This is a genomic window from Brucella cytisi, assembly GCF_038433355.1.
Taxonomy (GTDB): domain Bacteria; phylum Pseudomonadota; class Alphaproteobacteria; order Rhizobiales; family Rhizobiaceae; genus Brucella; species Brucella cytisi.
This window is the reverse complement of sequence record NZ_JBCAUP010000004.1, coordinates 23,858-40,818: the sequence shown is the minus strand read 5'-3', so window position 1 is coordinate 40,818 and position 16,961 is coordinate 23,858. Positions and strand designations below refer to the sequence as shown.

Genomic DNA, 16,961 nt, shown 5'->3' with positions numbered 1-16,961 from the left:
GTTGACTGCCAGTTATAGGCAAAAAGGGATAACCAAGCCTTATCAAGGGTAAGAAGTTAAAGTTACAATTGCATAGCGATCGCGGCGTTAAGATGACAGGCGGCAAAATGTCGAGGGTCAATTGACCATGAAAAGCCCGGAACTGCGGACTTTCCACCTCGCTTAAGAAAAGATTTACGATTTCAATCACTTGGCGTTAACTGCATATTTACCCTGCCCGGTAACCATAAGGACAAGTTTTTTGCGTCCACAGGTAATCGAGTATCCCATGTCTCTTGTACGTCTTGCACATGAGTTGCCCATTGAGGCTCCGCGTACCGCGTGGCTTGACTCCATCATCAAAGGTGACTGCGTCGCGGCTCTGGAACGCCTGCCGGATCATTCCGTGGACGTCATTTTTGCCGATCCTCCGTATAATCTCCAGCTGGGCGGCGATTTGCATCGTCCCGACCAGTCGATGGTCAGCGCAGTTGACGATCACTGGGATCAGTTCGAGAGCTTTCAGGCCTATGATGCCTTCACCCGTGCATGGCTTATGGCCTGCCGTCGTGTCCTGAAGCCGAATGGCACCATCTGGGTCATCGGTTCCTACCACAACATCTTCCGGGTCGGTTCGCAGTTGCAGGATCTCGGCTTTTGGCTCCTGAATGACGTCATCTGGCGCAAGACGAACCCGATGCCAAATTTCCGCGGTCGGCGCTTCCAGAATGCCCATGAAACGCTGATCTGGGCTTCGCGCGATCAGAAGGGCAAAGGCTACACCTTCAATTATGAAGCGATGAAGGCCGCCAATGACGACGTACAGATGCGCTCGGACTGGCTCTTCCCGATCTGTACCGGTTCCGAACGCCTGAAAGACGAAAATGGCGACAAGGTTCATCCAACCCAGAAGCCGGAAGCATTGCTTGCCCGCATCATGATGGCCTCCAGCAAGCCGGGCGACGTCATTCTCGACCCGTTCTTCGGTTCCGGTACGACGGGTGCGGTTGCCAAGCGCCTCGGACGTCATTTCGTCGGTATCGAACGCGAGCAGAGCTATATCGACGCTGCAACAGCGCGCATTGACGCTGTCGAGCCGCTAGGCAAGGCCGAACTGACGGTGATGACTGGCAAACGGGCCGAACCGCGTGTGGCATTCACCAGCGTTCTCGAAGCGGGCCTCCTTCGCCCCGGCACGGTGCTTTGTGATGAACGTCGCCGTTTTGCTGCCATTGTTCGCGCCGATGGTACGCTGGCTGCCAACGGTGAAGCGGGTTCGATCCATCGTATCGGTGCAAAGGTTCAGGGCTTTGATGCCTGCAATGGATGGACTTTCTGGCACTACGAGGAAAACGGCGCGCTGAAGCCAATTGATGCCTTGCGCAAGGTCATTCGTGACCAGATGGCAGTCGCAGGCGCTTAGGGCGCATCCCGAAAATTGCGAAGCGGTTTTCGGATAAGATGAGCAAATGATCAGTTATCGGACGGCCTCCAGCATAGTCTGATAGTGAGGCGCTCGAAGCATCGGCTTCGGGCGCCTTCGCTGTTTCAGCGCTGGGGGAAATAAGGCTCAGAAGGTGAGACCCAGGGCTTTCAAATCGGCACCCAGCTTGCCAGCGTCCGAAAAATGCACGGCCTGCCAGCCAGCCTGTCTGGCGCCTTCCACATTGTGCAACGTGTCATCGATGAAAAGCGTTGCCGCCGGATCGAGATCGAACGATCCGACGTGATGGTCGTAAATTTCCCGGTCAGGCTTCAGCATGCGGACGTCACCCGATACGGTGACACCTCGGCTTTCGGTCAGAAATGAAAAGCGTGTTTGCGCTTCGCGGAAAGTGTCTGAAGCAAAATTCGTCAGCATGGTGACGTCATTGCCATGGCCGATCAGGCCGCGCAGAATTTCGACACTGTCCTCGTACGCATGGGGAACCATGCGGTTCCAGTTTTGCCGGAACGCACGGATATGATCGGTCTTCTCCGGGTGTGTATCGATCAGGAGCGCTTCTGCTTCCTGCCAGGTCCGTCCACGATCCTGTTCAATATTCCAGGCGCTGGTGCAGATGTTATCTAGAAACCAACGTCGTTCCGAAGCATCCGGAAAGACATCCAGATAGGCAAGCTCAGGATCATAGTGGATCAGAACCCTGCCGATATCGAAGACGACGTGCTTGACGGGACTGCTCAACGGTGTTTCCTCCCCCGTTTGAAAGCTTCTGGTATGGCGGCGGTGATCGCCTTTTTCATGACGGTTGGCAGCGCCTCATCCGAGAGCTCGTCGGGTCGGGACCACCATCCATCCGTAGATACACTCTTGCTGACATTCTCGGAGCAATAGACCGACAAGCGCAGTTCGAAATGTGTAAAAACATGCGTGATTGAACCGGAGTTTGTCCATTGCGCCGGGAAAGGTGCTGCATCGATTGTTACATCACCGTCGATACGCGCGGTCCAGTAGCTGCCTGGAACCTCGGTCATCCCCGCAAGCAGGCCTTCCCCTTTTCGCTTGCGCAGGAGGATTGAACCATCTCCCGCAATGGCGACGAATGCCGCGCCGGTGCGAACGGGTTTTTCCGCTTTGGGCGCTTTGACCGGAAACTCCTCCGGATCGCGTAATTTGAGAGCCGAGCAATCATCGTTGAGCGGGCAGATTGCACAGGCCGGGCGTCGCGGCGTGCAAATGGTTGCCCCCAGGTCCATCATAGCCTGTGCGAAATCTCCCGACCGGTCGCTTGGTGTCAATTGACCCATGAGCGCGCGGATTTCCGTTTTTGCTGCGGGCAAGGGCGTGTCGATTGTATAAAGTCGTGAAATTACACGTTCCACATTACCGTCGACGACCGCGACCGCTTCGCCAAAGGCAATTGCTGCAATCGCGGCGGAAGTATAATCCCCGATGCCGGGCAGCTCCTTCAAGGCAATGGCATTGTCCGGAAATCTGCCGTTATGTTGCGAGGTAACGGCATCGGCACATTTCTTCAGATTGCGCGCTCGCGAATAATACCCGAGCCCGGCCCATGCCCGCAGAATATCGTCTTCGCTCGCCTTTGCCATGGCCTGAACGGAAGGCCAGCGTTCAACGAACTTTATGAAGTAGGACTTGACCGCCTCGACTGTCGTCTGCTGAAGCATGATCTCGGAGAGCCAGACCCGATAGGGATCAGGTTTGACACCCGATGCCTGTTCGGCAGGACCTATGCGCCACGGCAAAACACGGTGGTGTCGGTCATACCAGTGCAGGAGCTTTGTGCTTTGATCGGTAATGGCATAATTCAGCATGAGAAGGGCATCGGGTCACAATTGGGCTGCATTCTGATTAATGCCTTAATTTTAAAATTGATAGAAACAATGCTGTGCATATTGGGGCCTAGCGCATAGAAGTCACGCATGAGTCTCCGGATGTGCGTCATTGGAAAGAGAATAAGTGGACCATTCTGTACCTGTCTATGTAATCAATCTAGTGAGATCACAGGACCGCTGGGACAGACTAAAGTCCACCGCGGATGCATTCTCAATCGATCTGAGGCGCGTTGAAGCGGTCGAGGGCAAATTGCTGACTCAAGAAGAGCTTTCGGATTTTGATGAACCCGGGTTTCGTCGCTGCCACGGCAAAATTGCGATGCCGGCAGAGATAGGTTGTTATTTCAGCCATATTCGAGCATTGGAAAGAATAGTCGCGGAATCCGAACCCTTTGCGGTGATTGTTGAAGACGATGTCTCTTTCACGCCTGCCTTTCGTCCGTTTTTGGAACGATTGACCAGGCTGACAGACTGGGATGTCGTAAAGTTGATCAATCACCGAACTGCCGCTTTTCGTACATTTCGAGACATTGATGGCAGGTTTTCAATTGGCCGCTGCTTGCATGGGCCGCTGGGAAGTTCAGCTGCATATGTCGTAACGCGAGAGGGTGCGTCAAAATTGCTTGCAGCCATCCGGCCTATGCGTGTGCCATACGACGTTGCTCTGGAGCGAGGCTGGGCTGGCTCTTACGAATTTTTCACGACCGACAGGCCGGTCGTCGAGTTTTCGGATATTGCGATTTCTACAATCGCGCAAGGACGCTCAGCCTACGCCAAGAAGCGTTTGCCAGCATACAAAAGGATAAGCACCCTTTTGTTTCGAGCGACTGACTACGCCAGACGAATCGCCTACGCTCTTCATAAGAAAAGCTTAAGAGAGGGCCAGGGTTGAGCTATTTTAAAAAGTCTTTTCTGCTGCGTCGCCGGGTGGATTCCTGGGTCATCGGGGCTGCGTCGGCAGCCATGCCCATTCGCATCGGGCTTGGACCGCTGATACTTTTCGTCTTTTCATGCATCGGTATTTATCTGGCCTGCGGACGTCATGCGACGACGCGTATGTTCGCCAGAAAATTCTATCTTTTCATAATTTTATATGCCGTCTGGTCGTTGGGGCTGATCCTCGTAAGAGGCGAACCGTTTCAGGACAACAGGCAGATTGGTTATACACTACTGATTGCCGTTTTCGCTTTTGCTGGTTCGGGAATGGTGCTCGTTCGCGATCCATTGCGGGCCTATGTTCTCGGCTCGCGTGTGGGTACTTTGCTTGCCGTTATCGTCGCGCTTTATCTTGCCGTAACTAATGGCGGGCGTATTGGCGTCGGCGGCAATCAGGCGGTTTTTGCATTCGTTGCAGCGGTAGCGGCGATTTCGGCTGCAATCCCCTTGCGCAACGTGTCCCGTTACTTGCCGAACGGCCCACATTGGCTGGTTCTGGGGTTCACCGCAGTTTTGACCTCTGAAACACGAGCAGTCATCGTGGTGTTGCCGATATTTGCAGCCGTAGAAATCCTTATCTTCCTGAGGCGGTTCAGCATTAAACAACAGGGAGCGGCTTACGCGGTATTGTTTGCTGCAATGGCGGCTCTTGTCGTTGTCGGACCCGTCGGCGATATAATGTCCAAACGGTTTTCCGGAATGGTCGAATATTACGATACCGGGCGGGCCTCCAACTGGGAGGATAAGATTTCTGCTGATATTCGCGAGGCAATGTGGAAAAGCGCATCCCGTGTTATCTTGGCGAACCCGTTTACAGGCGTCGGTTCGTATTCAAAAATGGATTATGTGAGGGCTGAGGCGGGAGACAAGGCTGCGATGCTGGATGGTTTCCGCCATGTCCACAACACAGTCCTTGATGAATTGCTGAACGACGGCATTGTCGGTCTCATTTTTATGGCTGGTGCTTTTATCTCGATCTTTGTCTATCTGTGGCGGACCGCCGATAGTTGGGCGATGCGGCGAGCCTTGCTATACTTTGCGGCGGTGTGCGGTAGCTACGGCATGTTGCACAATCCGCTGTTACACGAGGTCACTATATCCTCGACCATGTTCTTCCTCGCAGCACTGAACGCGGCTGCATCACGGCGTGTTATGGCGGCGAGGCGCGCTGGCCTCACCTCATATATTCTTGGAAAGAAATCACCGGCATGAAAGCGATAGTAACGGGTACCGCCGGATTTATCGGGTTTCATACGGCAAAGCGTCTGCTGGATGAGGGCTGGCAGGTCATCGGCATTGACAACGTGAATGACTATTATCAGGTTGCCTTGAAAGAAACTCGTCTTTCCAAGCTTCATATGCGTGATGGCTTCCGGTTTGCGAAGGCAGATATTTCCGATGCAGGAGCGTTCAACGCGGCAATCGGCTCTGATCGAGATGCGGATGTCATCGTGCATCTCGCAGCACAGGCGGGAGTACGATATTCCATCGAGAACCCTTCAGCCTACATTTCTGCCAATGTGCAGGGGCAGGTCACAGTCTTCGAAATCGCGTTGAGAATGGAGAAGCGTCCACCTGTCGTCTATGCGAGTTCATCGTCGGTCTATGGCGCGAATGAAAAGGTGCCTTTCTCGGAAAGCGATCCCGTCGATCATCCCGTCTCGATCTACGCCGCAACCAAGCGTTCGGGCGAGTTGCTGGCTTATTCCTACCGACACGTGCACAAACTCCACTCTGCAGGCTTGCGCTTTTTTACGGTTTACGGTCCTTATGGGCGGCCTGACATGGCGCCGTGGCTGTTTACGGCTGCGATCCTTAAAGGAGAGCCGATCCGCGTATTCAACAATGGGGAGATGCAGCGGGACTTCACCTTTGTGGAGGATATAGTCAGCGGAGTGGTTGGTGCGGTAAGACGTATTCTCGACGAGCCTGAAGATACAGCACCCGTCTACAATCTCGGTAACAATCGGCCGGTCATGCTCAACGACTTTATCGCAGCTATCGAAAAAGCAACTGGCAGGGAGGCAATTCGCAAACTGGAACCTATGCCAGCTGCCGATGTGCCCCGCACCTATGCCGACATCACTCTTGCTGCACGAGACCTCGGCTTTAGCCCGAAAACCACACTCGATCAGGGTATTCCTTTGTTTGTGGAATGGTTTCGCGGCTATAATGGAGCGCGATGAGCGAACCGACATCCAGGCGCGGCTTCAGGCCGCTGGCAGATATGGCTTCGGGTCTGGTGGACCCGATGCTGCAAAAGCGTGCCGGTATCAATCTCGCCTTGCTTCAGTCATGGGAAGATATTGTCGGTCCCGCCATCGGCGCAACCTCGCGCCCGTTGCGCATCATCTGGCCGCGTCGTCTGCATGAGGATGATCCGTTTTCACCGGCAACGCTGATTATAGCCTGCGAAGGTTTTGCAGCTTTGCAGGTTCAGCATGAAACAGGGGAAATAATCAGCCGCATCAATGGCTTTCTCGGGTTCTCGGCGGTCGGACGTATTCGTATCGAACAGAAGCCGCCGGTCATTCCGGCCAAGCGCCGTGCAAAGCGGCTGGCGCCGCTCGGACCTGCCGAAGAGCGTCGTATCGACAAGGCTACAGACGGTATTGAAGACGATGCGCTTCGCGCAGCGCTTGCACGCCTTGGCAAGAACATTCTTGCCGAGAAGCGGACGGCTGGTCGGAAAGACAAAGATAGTTGAATTCGGGCCGCCGCCATAAATTTGATGCAAGCTTTCAGCAGTTTATGTTTAGCGCCCCGGTTTATTGTCGCGGATTTGAAGACAAATAATCCAAGGTGCTGACTTTCATGTGAACGCTGTGGGTCTAGCGAAGTACGGCCTGCCGCTTTAGATTGTATGTCGAAGTCAACTATTGAAACAGGACTGGATGATTCGGATGCCTGCAGCGTTTAATCGCAGACACGTTATTTCTCTTGCTGGAGCGGCCGCTGCCGGGCTGGCTTTTGCCGGTGGCGCGAATGCGCAGCAGCGCGATCCTGAAGGCACGGTCGATGCGGCTAAGATTGCCGAACCCGGCAAGCTCAAGGACATGGTCTACGGCAAGGCTGATGCGCCGGTCACCATCGTTGAGTATGCATCGCTGACCTGCCCGCATTGCGCGGATTTTACGATCAATACGTTCCCGAAAATCAAGGAAAAATATATCGATACGGGCAAAGCACGACTCATCTTCCGTGAATTCCCGTTCGATCCGCGTGCAACTGCCGCTTTCATGCTGGCGCGCTGCGCACCGGAAGACCGTTACTTCCCTATGGTCGACGTTTTCTTCAAGCAGCAGCAGCAGTGGGCGACCGCTGAAGATGGTGAAGCAGCTCTCCTGCAAATTGCAAAACTTGCCGGTTTTACACAGGAGTCCTTCAAGGCGTGCTTGACGAACCAGCAAGTTCTCGATGATGTGAGAGCAACGATGGAGCGTGGGTCGAAGGATTTTGGTGTGAGTGCAACGCCGACTTTCTTCATTAACGGACAAAAATACGCTGGAGCGCTTTCGGTTGACGAAATGTCGGCAATCATCGAGAAGCTTCTCTAATCCGGTTTTCAGATCGAAAAGCGGGCGCTCCTCTGCGCTCGCTTTTTGCGTTTCCGAGGTGGCAATGGAAGGGGCTTGCTGATGCGCTTCTCCAAGCTGCGCCTTGTCGGGTTCAAATCCTTCGTCGAGCCCATGGAGTTCGTTATCGAAGGCGGACTGACCGGCGTCGTCGGTCCCAATGGCTGCGGCAAATCCAATCTGGTCGAAGCGCTACGCTGGGTGATGGGTGAAAACTCATACAAGAACATGCGCGCCTCCGGCATGGACGATGTGATCTTCTCCGGCTCTGCCACGAGGCCCGCGCGCAATACGGCAGAAGTCACGCTTTTTCTTGATAATTCTGATCGTACAGCGCCTGCCGCATATAATGATGCGGACGAATTGCAGGTCTCTCGCCGCATCGAACGGGAGTCGGGATCGGTCTATCGCATCAATGGCAAGGAAGCGCGCGCCAAGGACGTGCAACTTCTCTTTGCGGACCAGTCCACCGGCGCACGTTCACCGTCGATGGTCGGGCAGGGGCGTATTGGTGAACTCATTCAGGCAAAGCCGCAAGCACGTCGCGCGCTTCTGGAAGAAGCGGCTGGCATTTCCGGTCTGCATACGCGCCGACATGAGGCCGAGTTGCGCCTTCGCGCTGCTGAAACCAATCTTGAGCGTCTGGACGACGTTGTCGGCGAGCTGGGAAGCCAGATCGAAAGTCTGAAGCGTCAGGCGCGTCAGGCGAATCGCTTCAAGGCACTTTCCGCAGATATTCGCCGCGCGGAGGCCGCGCTGCTGCATCTGCGCTGGTCGCAGGCAAAGATGCAGGAAGGTGAGGCGCAAAGCACATTGGTGCAGGCAACCTCCGCTGTCGGTGATATGGCGCAAGCGCAGATGAACGCGGCAAAGGCACAGGCGGTCGGCGCGCACAAACTGCCCGAACTGCGCGAGGTGGAAGCGAAAGCCGCAGCAGCATTGCAACGTCTGTCCATTGCCAGAACCCAGCTTGATGAGGAAGGCGAACGTCTTCGTGCCCGCCGGGCAGAGTTGATAAAGCGTCTTGAGCAGCTTTCCGCCGACATCGCGCGCGAAGAAGAAATGATGCGTGAGAACGCTGATATTCTGGCCCGGCTCGATGACGAGGAACAGGAACTGATCGCTTCCGCCGAAGAATCCGGCGAGCGCGATCAGGAACTGCATGCTCTTTTTGAGGAAGCGGAAGTTCGATTGCAGGACAGCGAGAACGCTTTGTCCCGCGTGACGGCTGAACGTGCGGAAGCTGCTGCAGAACGTGTGCAAATCGAACGGGCATTGAAGGAAACACGTGATCGTCGTGATCGTCTTTCTGTCCAGATGGAAGCGATCGAGCGCGACATCGCTGCAGTCGCGGAACAGATCGGCGGGTTGTTCGATCCGGCGGAAAAGCGCATCGTGGTCGACCGCTGTGCGGAAGCACTGGCATCTGCGGAGGAAATGGTTGCCAGTGCGGAAGAGCTTGTTGCAAGCGCGCGCGAAGCGGAAGCCTCGAGCCGTCAGCCTTTGAGCGAAGCGCGCACGGAGCTGAATCGTATCGAAACGGAAGCGCAGACGCTGGCCCGCATTCTGAATGCTGGCGAAACGGGACAATTCCCGCCGGTGGTGGAAGAACTGCGTGTCGAGAAGGGCTATGAAGTTGCACTGGGTGCCGCACTCGGTGAAGATCTCGATGCGGCCAGCGATGAACATGCGCCGGTCTATTGGGCATACAATCCTGCTGCCAATGCCGATCCCGCTTTGCCGGAAAGCGTGACGCCACTCGATCGTCTGGTGGAGGGGCCGCAGCAATTGCGCCGCAGACTGGCACAGGTCGGCGTTGTCTCGGATGATGACGGTAAGCGCCTGCAGGCCATGTTGCGGCCCGGCCAGCGGCTGGTGAGCCAGGCCGGTGCGCTCTGGCGCTGGGACGGTTATACAGCGAGCGCCGATGCGCCGACACCGGCAGCTCAGCGACTGGCGCAAAAAAACCGGCTGGCGGAACTCGAACAAGAGGCAATTGCAGCGCGCCGGCGCGTCGAACAGGCCGAGCAGGATGTGCTACGCATAGAGGCCGGCGTCCGGGAGGCCGTCGAACAGGAGCGCGTCGCACGCGATCAATGGCGCGCAAACCAGCGCAAGCTTGATGAAGCGCGTGAGGCTCTGGCGGCTGCCGAGCGTGCAGCAGGTCAGCTGGCGACGCGCCGCGCCGGTCTTGAAGACAGCAAGGCGCATCTGGAAGAAAATCTCGAAGAAGCGCAGATCCGTGTCACGGAAGCCGAAGAGCGGCTTGGCGAAATGCCGGATATCGATGCGATTGGCGAGCGCCTTGCCACATTAAGCAACGAAGTCATGTCGGATCGCACCGCTCTGGCAGAAGCGCGCGCCGCCTATGAGGGGCTGCGGCGCGAGGCCGATGCCCGCAAACGGCGGCTGGAAATGATTGCGCTGGAGCGCCGAAACTGGAAATCCCGCGCCGAAAATGCTGACCGCCATATCGCGGCCTTGAATGATCGCCGTGCGGAAACGGCGGATGAGGCGGAGGCGCTTGCTGAAGCGCCTGACGAAATCGAAAGCCGTCGCCGGGCACTGTTGAACGAGCTTTCGCAGGCTGATGCCCTTCGAAAACAGGCTGGCGATATTCTGGCCGAGGCCGAGGCTACGCAGGCGGAACTCGACAAGACAGCGACCCTGAGCATTCAGCAACTGGCTGCAAGTCGCGAACAACGTGCACGTGCTGAAGAACGTCTTGCGGCGGCAGAAGAGCGTCGCAAGGATGCCGAAGCCCGTATTGCCGAAGCTTTGAACTGCCCGCCGCATGAGGCTATTCGCCAGACAGGTTTAAGGTCCGACGAAGCTTTGCCCGATCCCGATCAGCTTGAACGCCAACTGGAGCGGTTGAAGATTGAGCGGGAGCGGCTCGGTGCAGTCAATCTTCGGGCGGATGAGGAACAGGAAGAACTGTCCGGACGTCTCGATACTATCGTGTCCGAGCGAGAAGACGTCATCGAGGCAATCAAGAAGCTGCGCCAGGCAATCCAGAGCCTCAATCGCGAGGGACGCGAACGCCTGCTGGCTGCGTTCGACGTGGTGAATGTGCAGTTCCAGCGTCTGTTCACGCATCTCTTTGGTGGCGGTACGGCTGAACTGCAGCTCATCGAAAGCGAAGATCCGCTGGAAGCTGGTCTGGAAATTCTTGCCCGCCCACCCGGCAAGAAACCGCAGACTATGACGCTGCTTTCCGGCGGCGAGCAGGCGCTGACAGCCATGGCGCTCATTTTCGCGGTGTTTCTCACCAATCCGGCACCAATCTGCGTGCTCGACGAAGTGGACGCACCGCTTGATGACCATAATGTCGAGCGGTACTGCAATCTGATGGATGAAATGGCGGCTTCAACCGAAACGCGCTTCGTGGTTATCACGCATAACCCGATCACGATGGCTCGCATGAACCGTCTCTTCGGTGTGACGATGGGCGAGCAGGGCGTGAGCCAACTCGTTTCCGTGGATTTGCAGACTGCGGAACAACTTCGCGAAGCAAGCTAAAACATAATCTCTACGGAGGACGGCATGAGCGGCGATCACGACCATGGAGACGTCAGCGATACGCCGCTTCCAAGATTATGGATCGCCTTTGCACTGACCAGCCTTTTCATGATCGCCGAGATCATCGGCAGTTTCATCACCGGCAGTCTTGCACTTTTATCCGATGCCATGCACATGGCGACAGACAGTTTTGCGCTTCTCCTTGCCCTGATCGCCATCTATCTGGGCCGACGGCCAGCTGATATCCTTCGCACCTATGGCTATGCCCGCTTTGAAATTCTAGCGGCGACGGTCAATGCACTTCTGTTGCTGGGTGTAGCATTCTATATCCTCTATGAAGCGTATGAACGTCTTTCACGTCCTGCCGATGTGCAGTCCGTCGGCATGATGGTCGTTGCTGTACTTGGCCTGATGGTCAACCTGATATCCATGCGGGTCTTGATGGGACACAAGGACGAAAGTCTCAACGTCAAGGGCGCTTATCTTGAAGTCTGGGCGGATATGCTGGGTTCTGTCGGCGTGATTGTCGGCGCTGTGATCATTTATCTGACCGGATGGGAATGGATGGATTCACTGATCGCGATCGGTATCGGCTTCATGGTCTTTCCGCGCACATGGGTTCTGCTCAAGGAATGCATTAATATTCTGCTGGAAGGGGTTCCGGCCGGCCTGGACCTCGATGATCTGAAGAAAGCGGTTCTGGCTGTGCCCGGCGTGACAACGCTCCACGACCTGCACGTCTGGTCATTGACTAAAAACCAGAAATCCCTGACTGCGCATATCGTGCTAGCCGACGGGGCAGAAGGCGAGACCGTGCGTCGCGCGGTTGAACAGGCCCTGCAGGAAAAATACGATCTCCATCATACCACCTTGCAAATCGAAACGGTTGATCGCGGAGTCTCTGAATGGATTCATTAGATCCGGCTTCCCTATGGCACTCGAAAGTGCGCTTTCTCTAAAATATACGAAGGTTATTCATATTTTAATAATTAAAATACGAGAATAAATGGAATAAATTATGGATTGTATCGTAATATAAATAATAATTGCGGAATATTAATTTTATAAAATTTTCTTTCGTTACTTTATATGAAAAGAATTATTAGAGTTGGAAGAATAGTGCAAATTTGCACATAATCAACTGTTCGATGGTCGTGTTATGAAAGTGCTTGTTTGCCAGTGACTTATTCTGGTGGAAAGCGCGAGGCTGTGGAATTGGCGATTGCCTATTTGCGAGTCAGTTTTATCAGCCGTGGCAAAGGTAAAAGTGCGCTCATTGCTGCAGCCTATCGCCATCGGACGGTGATGTATTTCGAACGCGAAGGAACGACGGTCAATTTTTCAGAGAAGGGAGGTCTCATCCATGAGGAGTTCATGTTGCCGGCAGATTCTCCCCAGTGGGCATGCGCAATTGCCCTGGGGTCGGTTGGGCAAGCATCGGAGACCTTCTGGAATTTTGTTGAGGTTTCAGAAAAGCTGGCGAATGCCCAGTTGGCGCGCGAGGCCATAATCGCTTTACCTAGCCAATTACTTCCCAGTCAGAATATCTTACTTGCGCGTGAATTTATCGAAACACATGTTGTGTCCAGAGGTATGGTAGCTGACTGGGTCTATCATGACGAGCCTGGTAATCCGCATATACATCTTATGATGAGCCTTCGACCATTGGTTGCCGATGGGTTTGGTGCCAAAACCATAATAGTCAATGATGAAAATGGGGCACCAAAGCGACGCGCGAACGGTCAGCTCATCCGGACTCAATGGAGCGGAAATAAAGCTGATTTCTTACAGTTCCGGAACGGCTGGTTTGAATGCCAGAATCGACATCTTGCTCTGGCGGGCTTCGATCTTCATATCGACGGACGCTCTTACTCCAAACAAAACCTTGATATCGCTGGCATGGTACACGTCGGCCCTGAGGCGTCAGGCATTGAACGAAGAACCAGAGAAGCAGGCATATCCGTTTCTGTCCGCCGTGCTGAGTTAAATCAACATCGCAAAGATGAAAATTTGACGCGTATCATCGGACGACCACGTATCGTCCTTGATATCGTGAGTTCGGAAAGGAGTGTTTTCGAGAGAAAAGATCTCGAGAACATTATTCGCAGATACTCGAACGATAGGACCCTTTGCTCGCATCTGTCCGCTGAGATTCTTAAAAGTCCGGACGTGCTGAGAATCGATAGGGCGCAGTTTGAACTCGACCAAAAAAATCTGGTTGTGGAAAAATTTACCACGAAAAGACTGATCAGGATGGAAGCCCGAATGGCTATGAATTCGATCCGTCTTTTGAAACTTAAAAGCCATCCGGTTCGAGCAACCCGACTGGATAAAATATGTGATCGTCACAATTGGCTCAACAAGGAGCAACGAACGGCAATCCGATATCTGGTCGACGGGCAGAGCATAGCTGTCGTCGTGGGAAGGGCAGGGACAGGAAAAACGTCCATGCTCAAAGTAGTCGCGGAAATATGGAAGGACGCAGGCTATACTGTGCTTGGCGGTGCTCTTGCCGGTAAAGCGGCTGAAGGGTTGCAAAACGGTGCCCATATACAAAGCCGCACGCTGGCGTCGTGGCAATATCGTTGGGACGTCGGAAAAGACCAGTTTGATTCCAAAACCATATTTGTTCTTGATGAAGCAGGACTGGTGGCGTCCAAACAGATGGCTGCTTTTCTGCAAGCCGTTAAGAACGCAGGCGCAAAAATCGTGCTGGTTGGTGATGCAGAGCAGTTGCAGCCGATCGAGGCGGGGGCCGCATTCAGAGCAATTGCGGATAAGGTTGGCTATGTAGAGCTCGAGACAATTCTCCGTCAGCGAGATGACTGGATGCGTGAAGCGTCAGCTTATCTGGCGACCAATAAAACGAAGTTGGCTTTGAAAGAATACGAGGCTCATGGGAGAATACATTCCTGCCGAGACAAAGACGAGGCAATCAGACAGCTGATTGCAAACTGGGACGCAGCTTCATCAAAAGGAGTTAATTCCCTTATTCTTGCTCATCTGCGACGCGATGTACAAAAACTCAACGTGCTCGCGCGGCAGAAACTCATCGATAGAAATGTAATCGGACGGGAATTTCCATTCGAGACTAGCAATGGCTCCAAAAAAATGGGGAGAGGCGATCGGCTCATTTTCCTGCGAAATGACAATTTGTTGGGTGTTAAAAACGGAACAGTCGGGCAGGTATTAACTGCTGCTAAAAACGATATCGTCGTTCGAATTGGAGAAGGCGATAATTATAAGTGCATCCATGTAAATAGTAAAAATTATAGTGAAATAGATTATGGTTATGCCACAACAATACACAAATCGCAGGGGGTAACTGTCCAGAGCGTTAATCTCCTCGTTTCTTCAACGCTGAATCGACATTTGACTTATGTGGCGATGACACGCCACAGAGAAAACCTGAATATCTACTATAGCAAAGAGAGTTTTAAAAGCAGAGATGAGCTGGATGCTGTGCTCTCACGTAACAGTGTAAAGGAAACGACCCTCGATTATGAGAACAGTCGTATCTACATGCAAGCGTTGAGGTTTGCTCAAAACCGGGGGCTGAATCTGCTCAGGGTCGCGCGAACGCTTTATCATGACCGTATCATCTGGATCACCGATCAGGCAAAAAGATTGCAGGAATTGGATTTACGCCTTCAAATAATTGCGCCCTTCCTAACAAAGGTTCAAAAAGAAGAAGCCATCACTCATGAGGCTCTGGTGCCCGGTGTTTCAGAGTTTACGAAATCGGTTTCCCAAGTTGTTGCGGCGCAATTAGCAGGTCACCGTGCTCTTTTGCGTGATATCGAAATGATAAACTCCAGCTTACGGAAGATTTTTAATGATCCAGAACGCGTCTTTCAGAAATTGGAAGTTTCATCGTTGTTAACAGACGAAGGTAGATATGGTGCCAAGCTTGATCTGCTGCGAGAGAAGCCCGGGATTTTAGGAGACCTTCGAGGTCGAGTCGGCGTTTTTGCCGGCAGGCGAGCGAGACAGGAAAGAGAAGCGGTGCTCGCCGCCGCAGGATATCTTTCAACTCAGATAAGTCTGCATCTAGGTTATCGTAAGGAGTTGAAAATGTCGTTGGAGCGAGATGAAATCGAAAGACGGCAGCGAATGAGGGTGTCTATTCCACACCCGTCTCAGGCCGCCCGAAATTTTCTTGAGAAAACTGGAAAATTCGATGACGGACAGCATGCCCAACGACATGAAGCTTACCTAGCTTTGGATCAAAGGGTTAAAGCGGAGCTTGCTTCCTTTGCAACGGCGATTGATCAGCGATTTGGGCACGGAGCATTTTTGGGGGCTCGCGACAAGGGTTCAATAGAACAAGTGCTCACCAAGGTCATGGCGTATTGTAAGGGGGAGCAACGTCAACACGTAATAAAGGCATGGGATTTATTACGGGCTGCGCAAAAAATTGAATCCGATAAACTGCGGGTTAATATTGCCGAAATGTACAGTATTAAACAATCAAATTCGTTATCGATCTGAATGACATAGTCGGTTCTCATGAAGGGAATAAGAGTATGGAAATCAGCGACGCCATTCTTTCGAGCAAGATTTTGCTTATATTATTTTTCTTTTTTCATCTCTGCTTCTCTTTTCGCAAGCTCATTCTCGATTGCCTCCCGGATAAAGGAAGCGATCCTATATCTGCCGACCAAATCTGTGATCCGTTTCTTGGTCTCCTGCGACAGCCTGATTTTTGTCGCTTGCATATTCAGTGGCGGACGTCCCATGAAATTGAAATACTCGCTTTCTAGTAATGACTTTAAATTTAGGCTTCAAAAATAAACGACGTCTTTTATTGACTTCAAAAAAGAGGTCGTTTATTATGTGGGCACCATCGGCTGAATAGCGTGTTGGCGCACGCCACTCAGCCTGACCATAACCCAAGTGTACAGGACTCGGATCATGGCTGATTCTGAGAATAGCACAACTGTGCTTCAGTTTACCCTCGGAAACCTCCTTCAATCTGTCGAACCGCTTAGGGATGCCGTTTTACGTGATACCTCCAGTATGTTGATGGCATTAAACGCCGACCTCAACGACGGAAGTCGGAGTGATCCGGTCGTCTCTTATTGGCGGCAGTGGAGAATAATACACGCCAGAAGCAATGAACTGTGTTGTCTTCAGCAAGGGCTAGAGACGAAACTTCTGAAGAACATTCGATCTTTGCCAAAGGCCCAGCAAGAACGTATATCGTCTCGTATTTTTCATTCCATCGACCAAATCAGACGTCATCATGCGGGCTCCGAGCCGGTTGACGTACGAGAAAACGCAAAAGCAGAGCAACAAGAACCGCAAAACGATTGGCGCGAGGTAAGCGATGAATTGGATTACCAAAATGCCTACAGGGATCATCTACAGATCTTAGATACGGAGTTTGAGCTTTCTGAGACTCTCTTCAATACTCCGGCCAAGACAATTGAAGGGATTGTTGCGAAGCTTCACTGCGCCCTTGAAATGCGAGATCCTCTTGGTGTTGAAGATGACGAACCATGGCCGCTGTTAAGGTCTATTCTGTTTGATTTACTCCGAATCCAAAAAGACACCAGCTTTTAATCGAGCAAGCTACGCTACATAATAGTTCTTCCGCGCGATCGGTAGCGGGCGCTTTACTTAAACCCGCTTCTGCTTTCGGCACATGCT

At 53.2% G+C, this 16,961-nt stretch carries 12 protein-coding genes; 10 read left to right on the top strand and 2 right to left on the bottom strand.

Translation table 11 applies throughout. From position 1 onward, the window contains the following. The first annotated feature begins 268 nt into the window (after positions 1–268). Positions 269–1,402, top strand: coding sequence for a site-specific DNA-methyltransferase (locus tag AAE521_RS04750; protein WP_012090866.1), 1,134 nt, complete (start codon positions 269–271; stop codon positions 1,400–1,402). A gap of 147 nt (positions 1,403–1,549) precedes the next feature. Here AAE521_RS04750 and AAE521_RS04745 read toward each other — a convergent pair whose 3' ends face one another. Together AAE521_RS04745 and mutY are read right to left on the bottom strand one after the other, a co-directional pair. Then, a complete protein-coding gene (locus AAE521_RS04745; protein WP_342060631.1) occupies positions 1,550–2,164 on the bottom strand; it encodes an HAD family hydrolase in 615 nt (204 codons plus the stop codon). Further along, positions 2,161–3,255 (bottom strand): A/G-specific adenine glycosylase, encoded by a 1,095-nt coding sequence (mutY, locus tag AAE521_RS04740; protein WP_342060630.1) that lies wholly within the window; start codon positions 3,253–3,255, stop codon positions 2,161–2,163. Before mutY ends, AAE521_RS04745 begins: the two co-directional genes overlap by 4 nt. 145 nt (positions 3,256–3,400) lie before the next feature. Here mutY and AAE521_RS04735 point away from each other — a divergent pair, with 145 nt between their 5' ends. From AAE521_RS04735 to AAE521_RS04695, 9 genes are all read left to right on the top strand, one after another. Further along, positions 3,401–4,168, top strand: a complete 768-nt coding sequence (locus AAE521_RS04735) for a glycosyltransferase family 25 protein (protein WP_342060629.1) — start codon at positions 3,401–3,403, stop codon at positions 4,166–4,168. After that, positions 4,165–5,424 carry an O-antigen ligase family protein gene (locus AAE521_RS04730; protein ID WP_342060628.1) on the top strand — a complete coding sequence of 420 codons (1,260 nt, stop codon included), beginning with the start codon at positions 4,165–4,167 and terminating at the stop codon, positions 5,422–5,424. The genes AAE521_RS04735 and AAE521_RS04730 overlap by 4 nt, the downstream gene beginning before the upstream one ends. Next, positions 5,421–6,398, top strand: coding sequence for an NAD-dependent epimerase/dehydratase family protein (locus tag AAE521_RS04725; protein ID WP_342060627.1), 978 nt, complete (start codon positions 5,421–5,423; stop codon positions 6,396–6,398). The genes AAE521_RS04730 and AAE521_RS04725 overlap by 4 nt, the downstream gene beginning before the upstream one ends. Next, entirely contained in the window at positions 6,395–6,919 is a 525-nt protein-coding gene (locus tag AAE521_RS04720; RefSeq protein ID WP_342060626.1) for a DUF721 domain-containing protein, read from the top strand. The genes AAE521_RS04725 and AAE521_RS04720 overlap by 4 nt, the downstream gene beginning before the upstream one ends. A 196-nt stretch (positions 6,920–7,115) precedes the next feature. After that, positions 7,116–7,769, top strand: a complete 654-nt coding sequence (locus AAE521_RS04715) for a DsbA family protein (RefSeq protein WP_342060625.1) — start codon at positions 7,116–7,118, stop codon at positions 7,767–7,769. A gap of 81 nt (positions 7,770–7,850) precedes the next feature. Further along, positions 7,851–11,309, top strand: coding sequence for a chromosome segregation protein SMC (smc, locus tag AAE521_RS04710; protein ID WP_342060624.1), 3,459 nt, complete (start codon positions 7,851–7,853; stop codon positions 11,307–11,309). Between the two features lie 24 nt (positions 11,310–11,333). Beyond that, complete coding sequence (locus tag AAE521_RS04705; RefSeq protein ID WP_342060623.1) at positions 11,334–12,227, top strand: cation diffusion facilitator family transporter; 894 nt, start codon at positions 11,334–11,336, stop codon at positions 12,225–12,227. 291 nt (positions 12,228–12,518) lie between these two features. Further along, a complete protein-coding gene (traA, locus tag AAE521_RS04700; RefSeq protein ID WP_342060622.1) occupies positions 12,519–15,800 on the top strand; it encodes a Ti-type conjugative transfer relaxase TraA in 3,282 nt (1,093 codons plus the stop codon). A gap of 423 nt (positions 15,801–16,223) precedes the next feature. Further along, entirely contained in the window at positions 16,224–16,874 is a 651-nt protein-coding gene (locus AAE521_RS04695) for a hypothetical protein (protein WP_342060621.1), read from the top strand. The last annotated feature ends 87 nt before the right edge of the window (positions 16,875–16,961 follow it).

Coding starts and splice junctions, on each gene's coding strand:
- AAE521_RS04750 (WP_012090866.1), top strand. CDS start 269: ATGTCTCTTGTACGTCTTGCACATGAGTTGCCCATTGAGGCTCCGCGT.
- mutY (WP_342060630.1), bottom strand. CDS start 3,255: ATGCTGAATTATGCCATTACCGATCAAAGCACAAAGCTCCTGCACTGG.
- AAE521_RS04725 (WP_342060627.1), top strand. CDS start 5,421: ATGAAAGCGATAGTAACGGGTACCGCCGGATTTATCGGGTTTCATACG.
- AAE521_RS04720 (WP_342060626.1), top strand. CDS start 6,395: ATGAGCGAACCGACATCCAGGCGCGGCTTCAGGCCGCTGGCAGATATG.
- AAE521_RS04715 (WP_342060625.1), top strand. CDS start 7,116: ATGCCTGCAGCGTTTAATCGCAGACACGTTATTTCTCTTGCTGGAGCG.
- smc (WP_342060624.1), top strand. CDS start 7,851: ATGCGCTTCTCCAAGCTGCGCCTTGTCGGGTTCAAATCCTTCGTCGAG.
- AAE521_RS04705 (WP_342060623.1), top strand. CDS start 11,334: ATGAGCGGCGATCACGACCATGGAGACGTCAGCGATACGCCGCTTCCA.
- AAE521_RS04695 (WP_342060621.1), top strand. CDS start 16,224: ATGGCTGATTCTGAGAATAGCACAACTGTGCTTCAGTTTACCCTCGGA.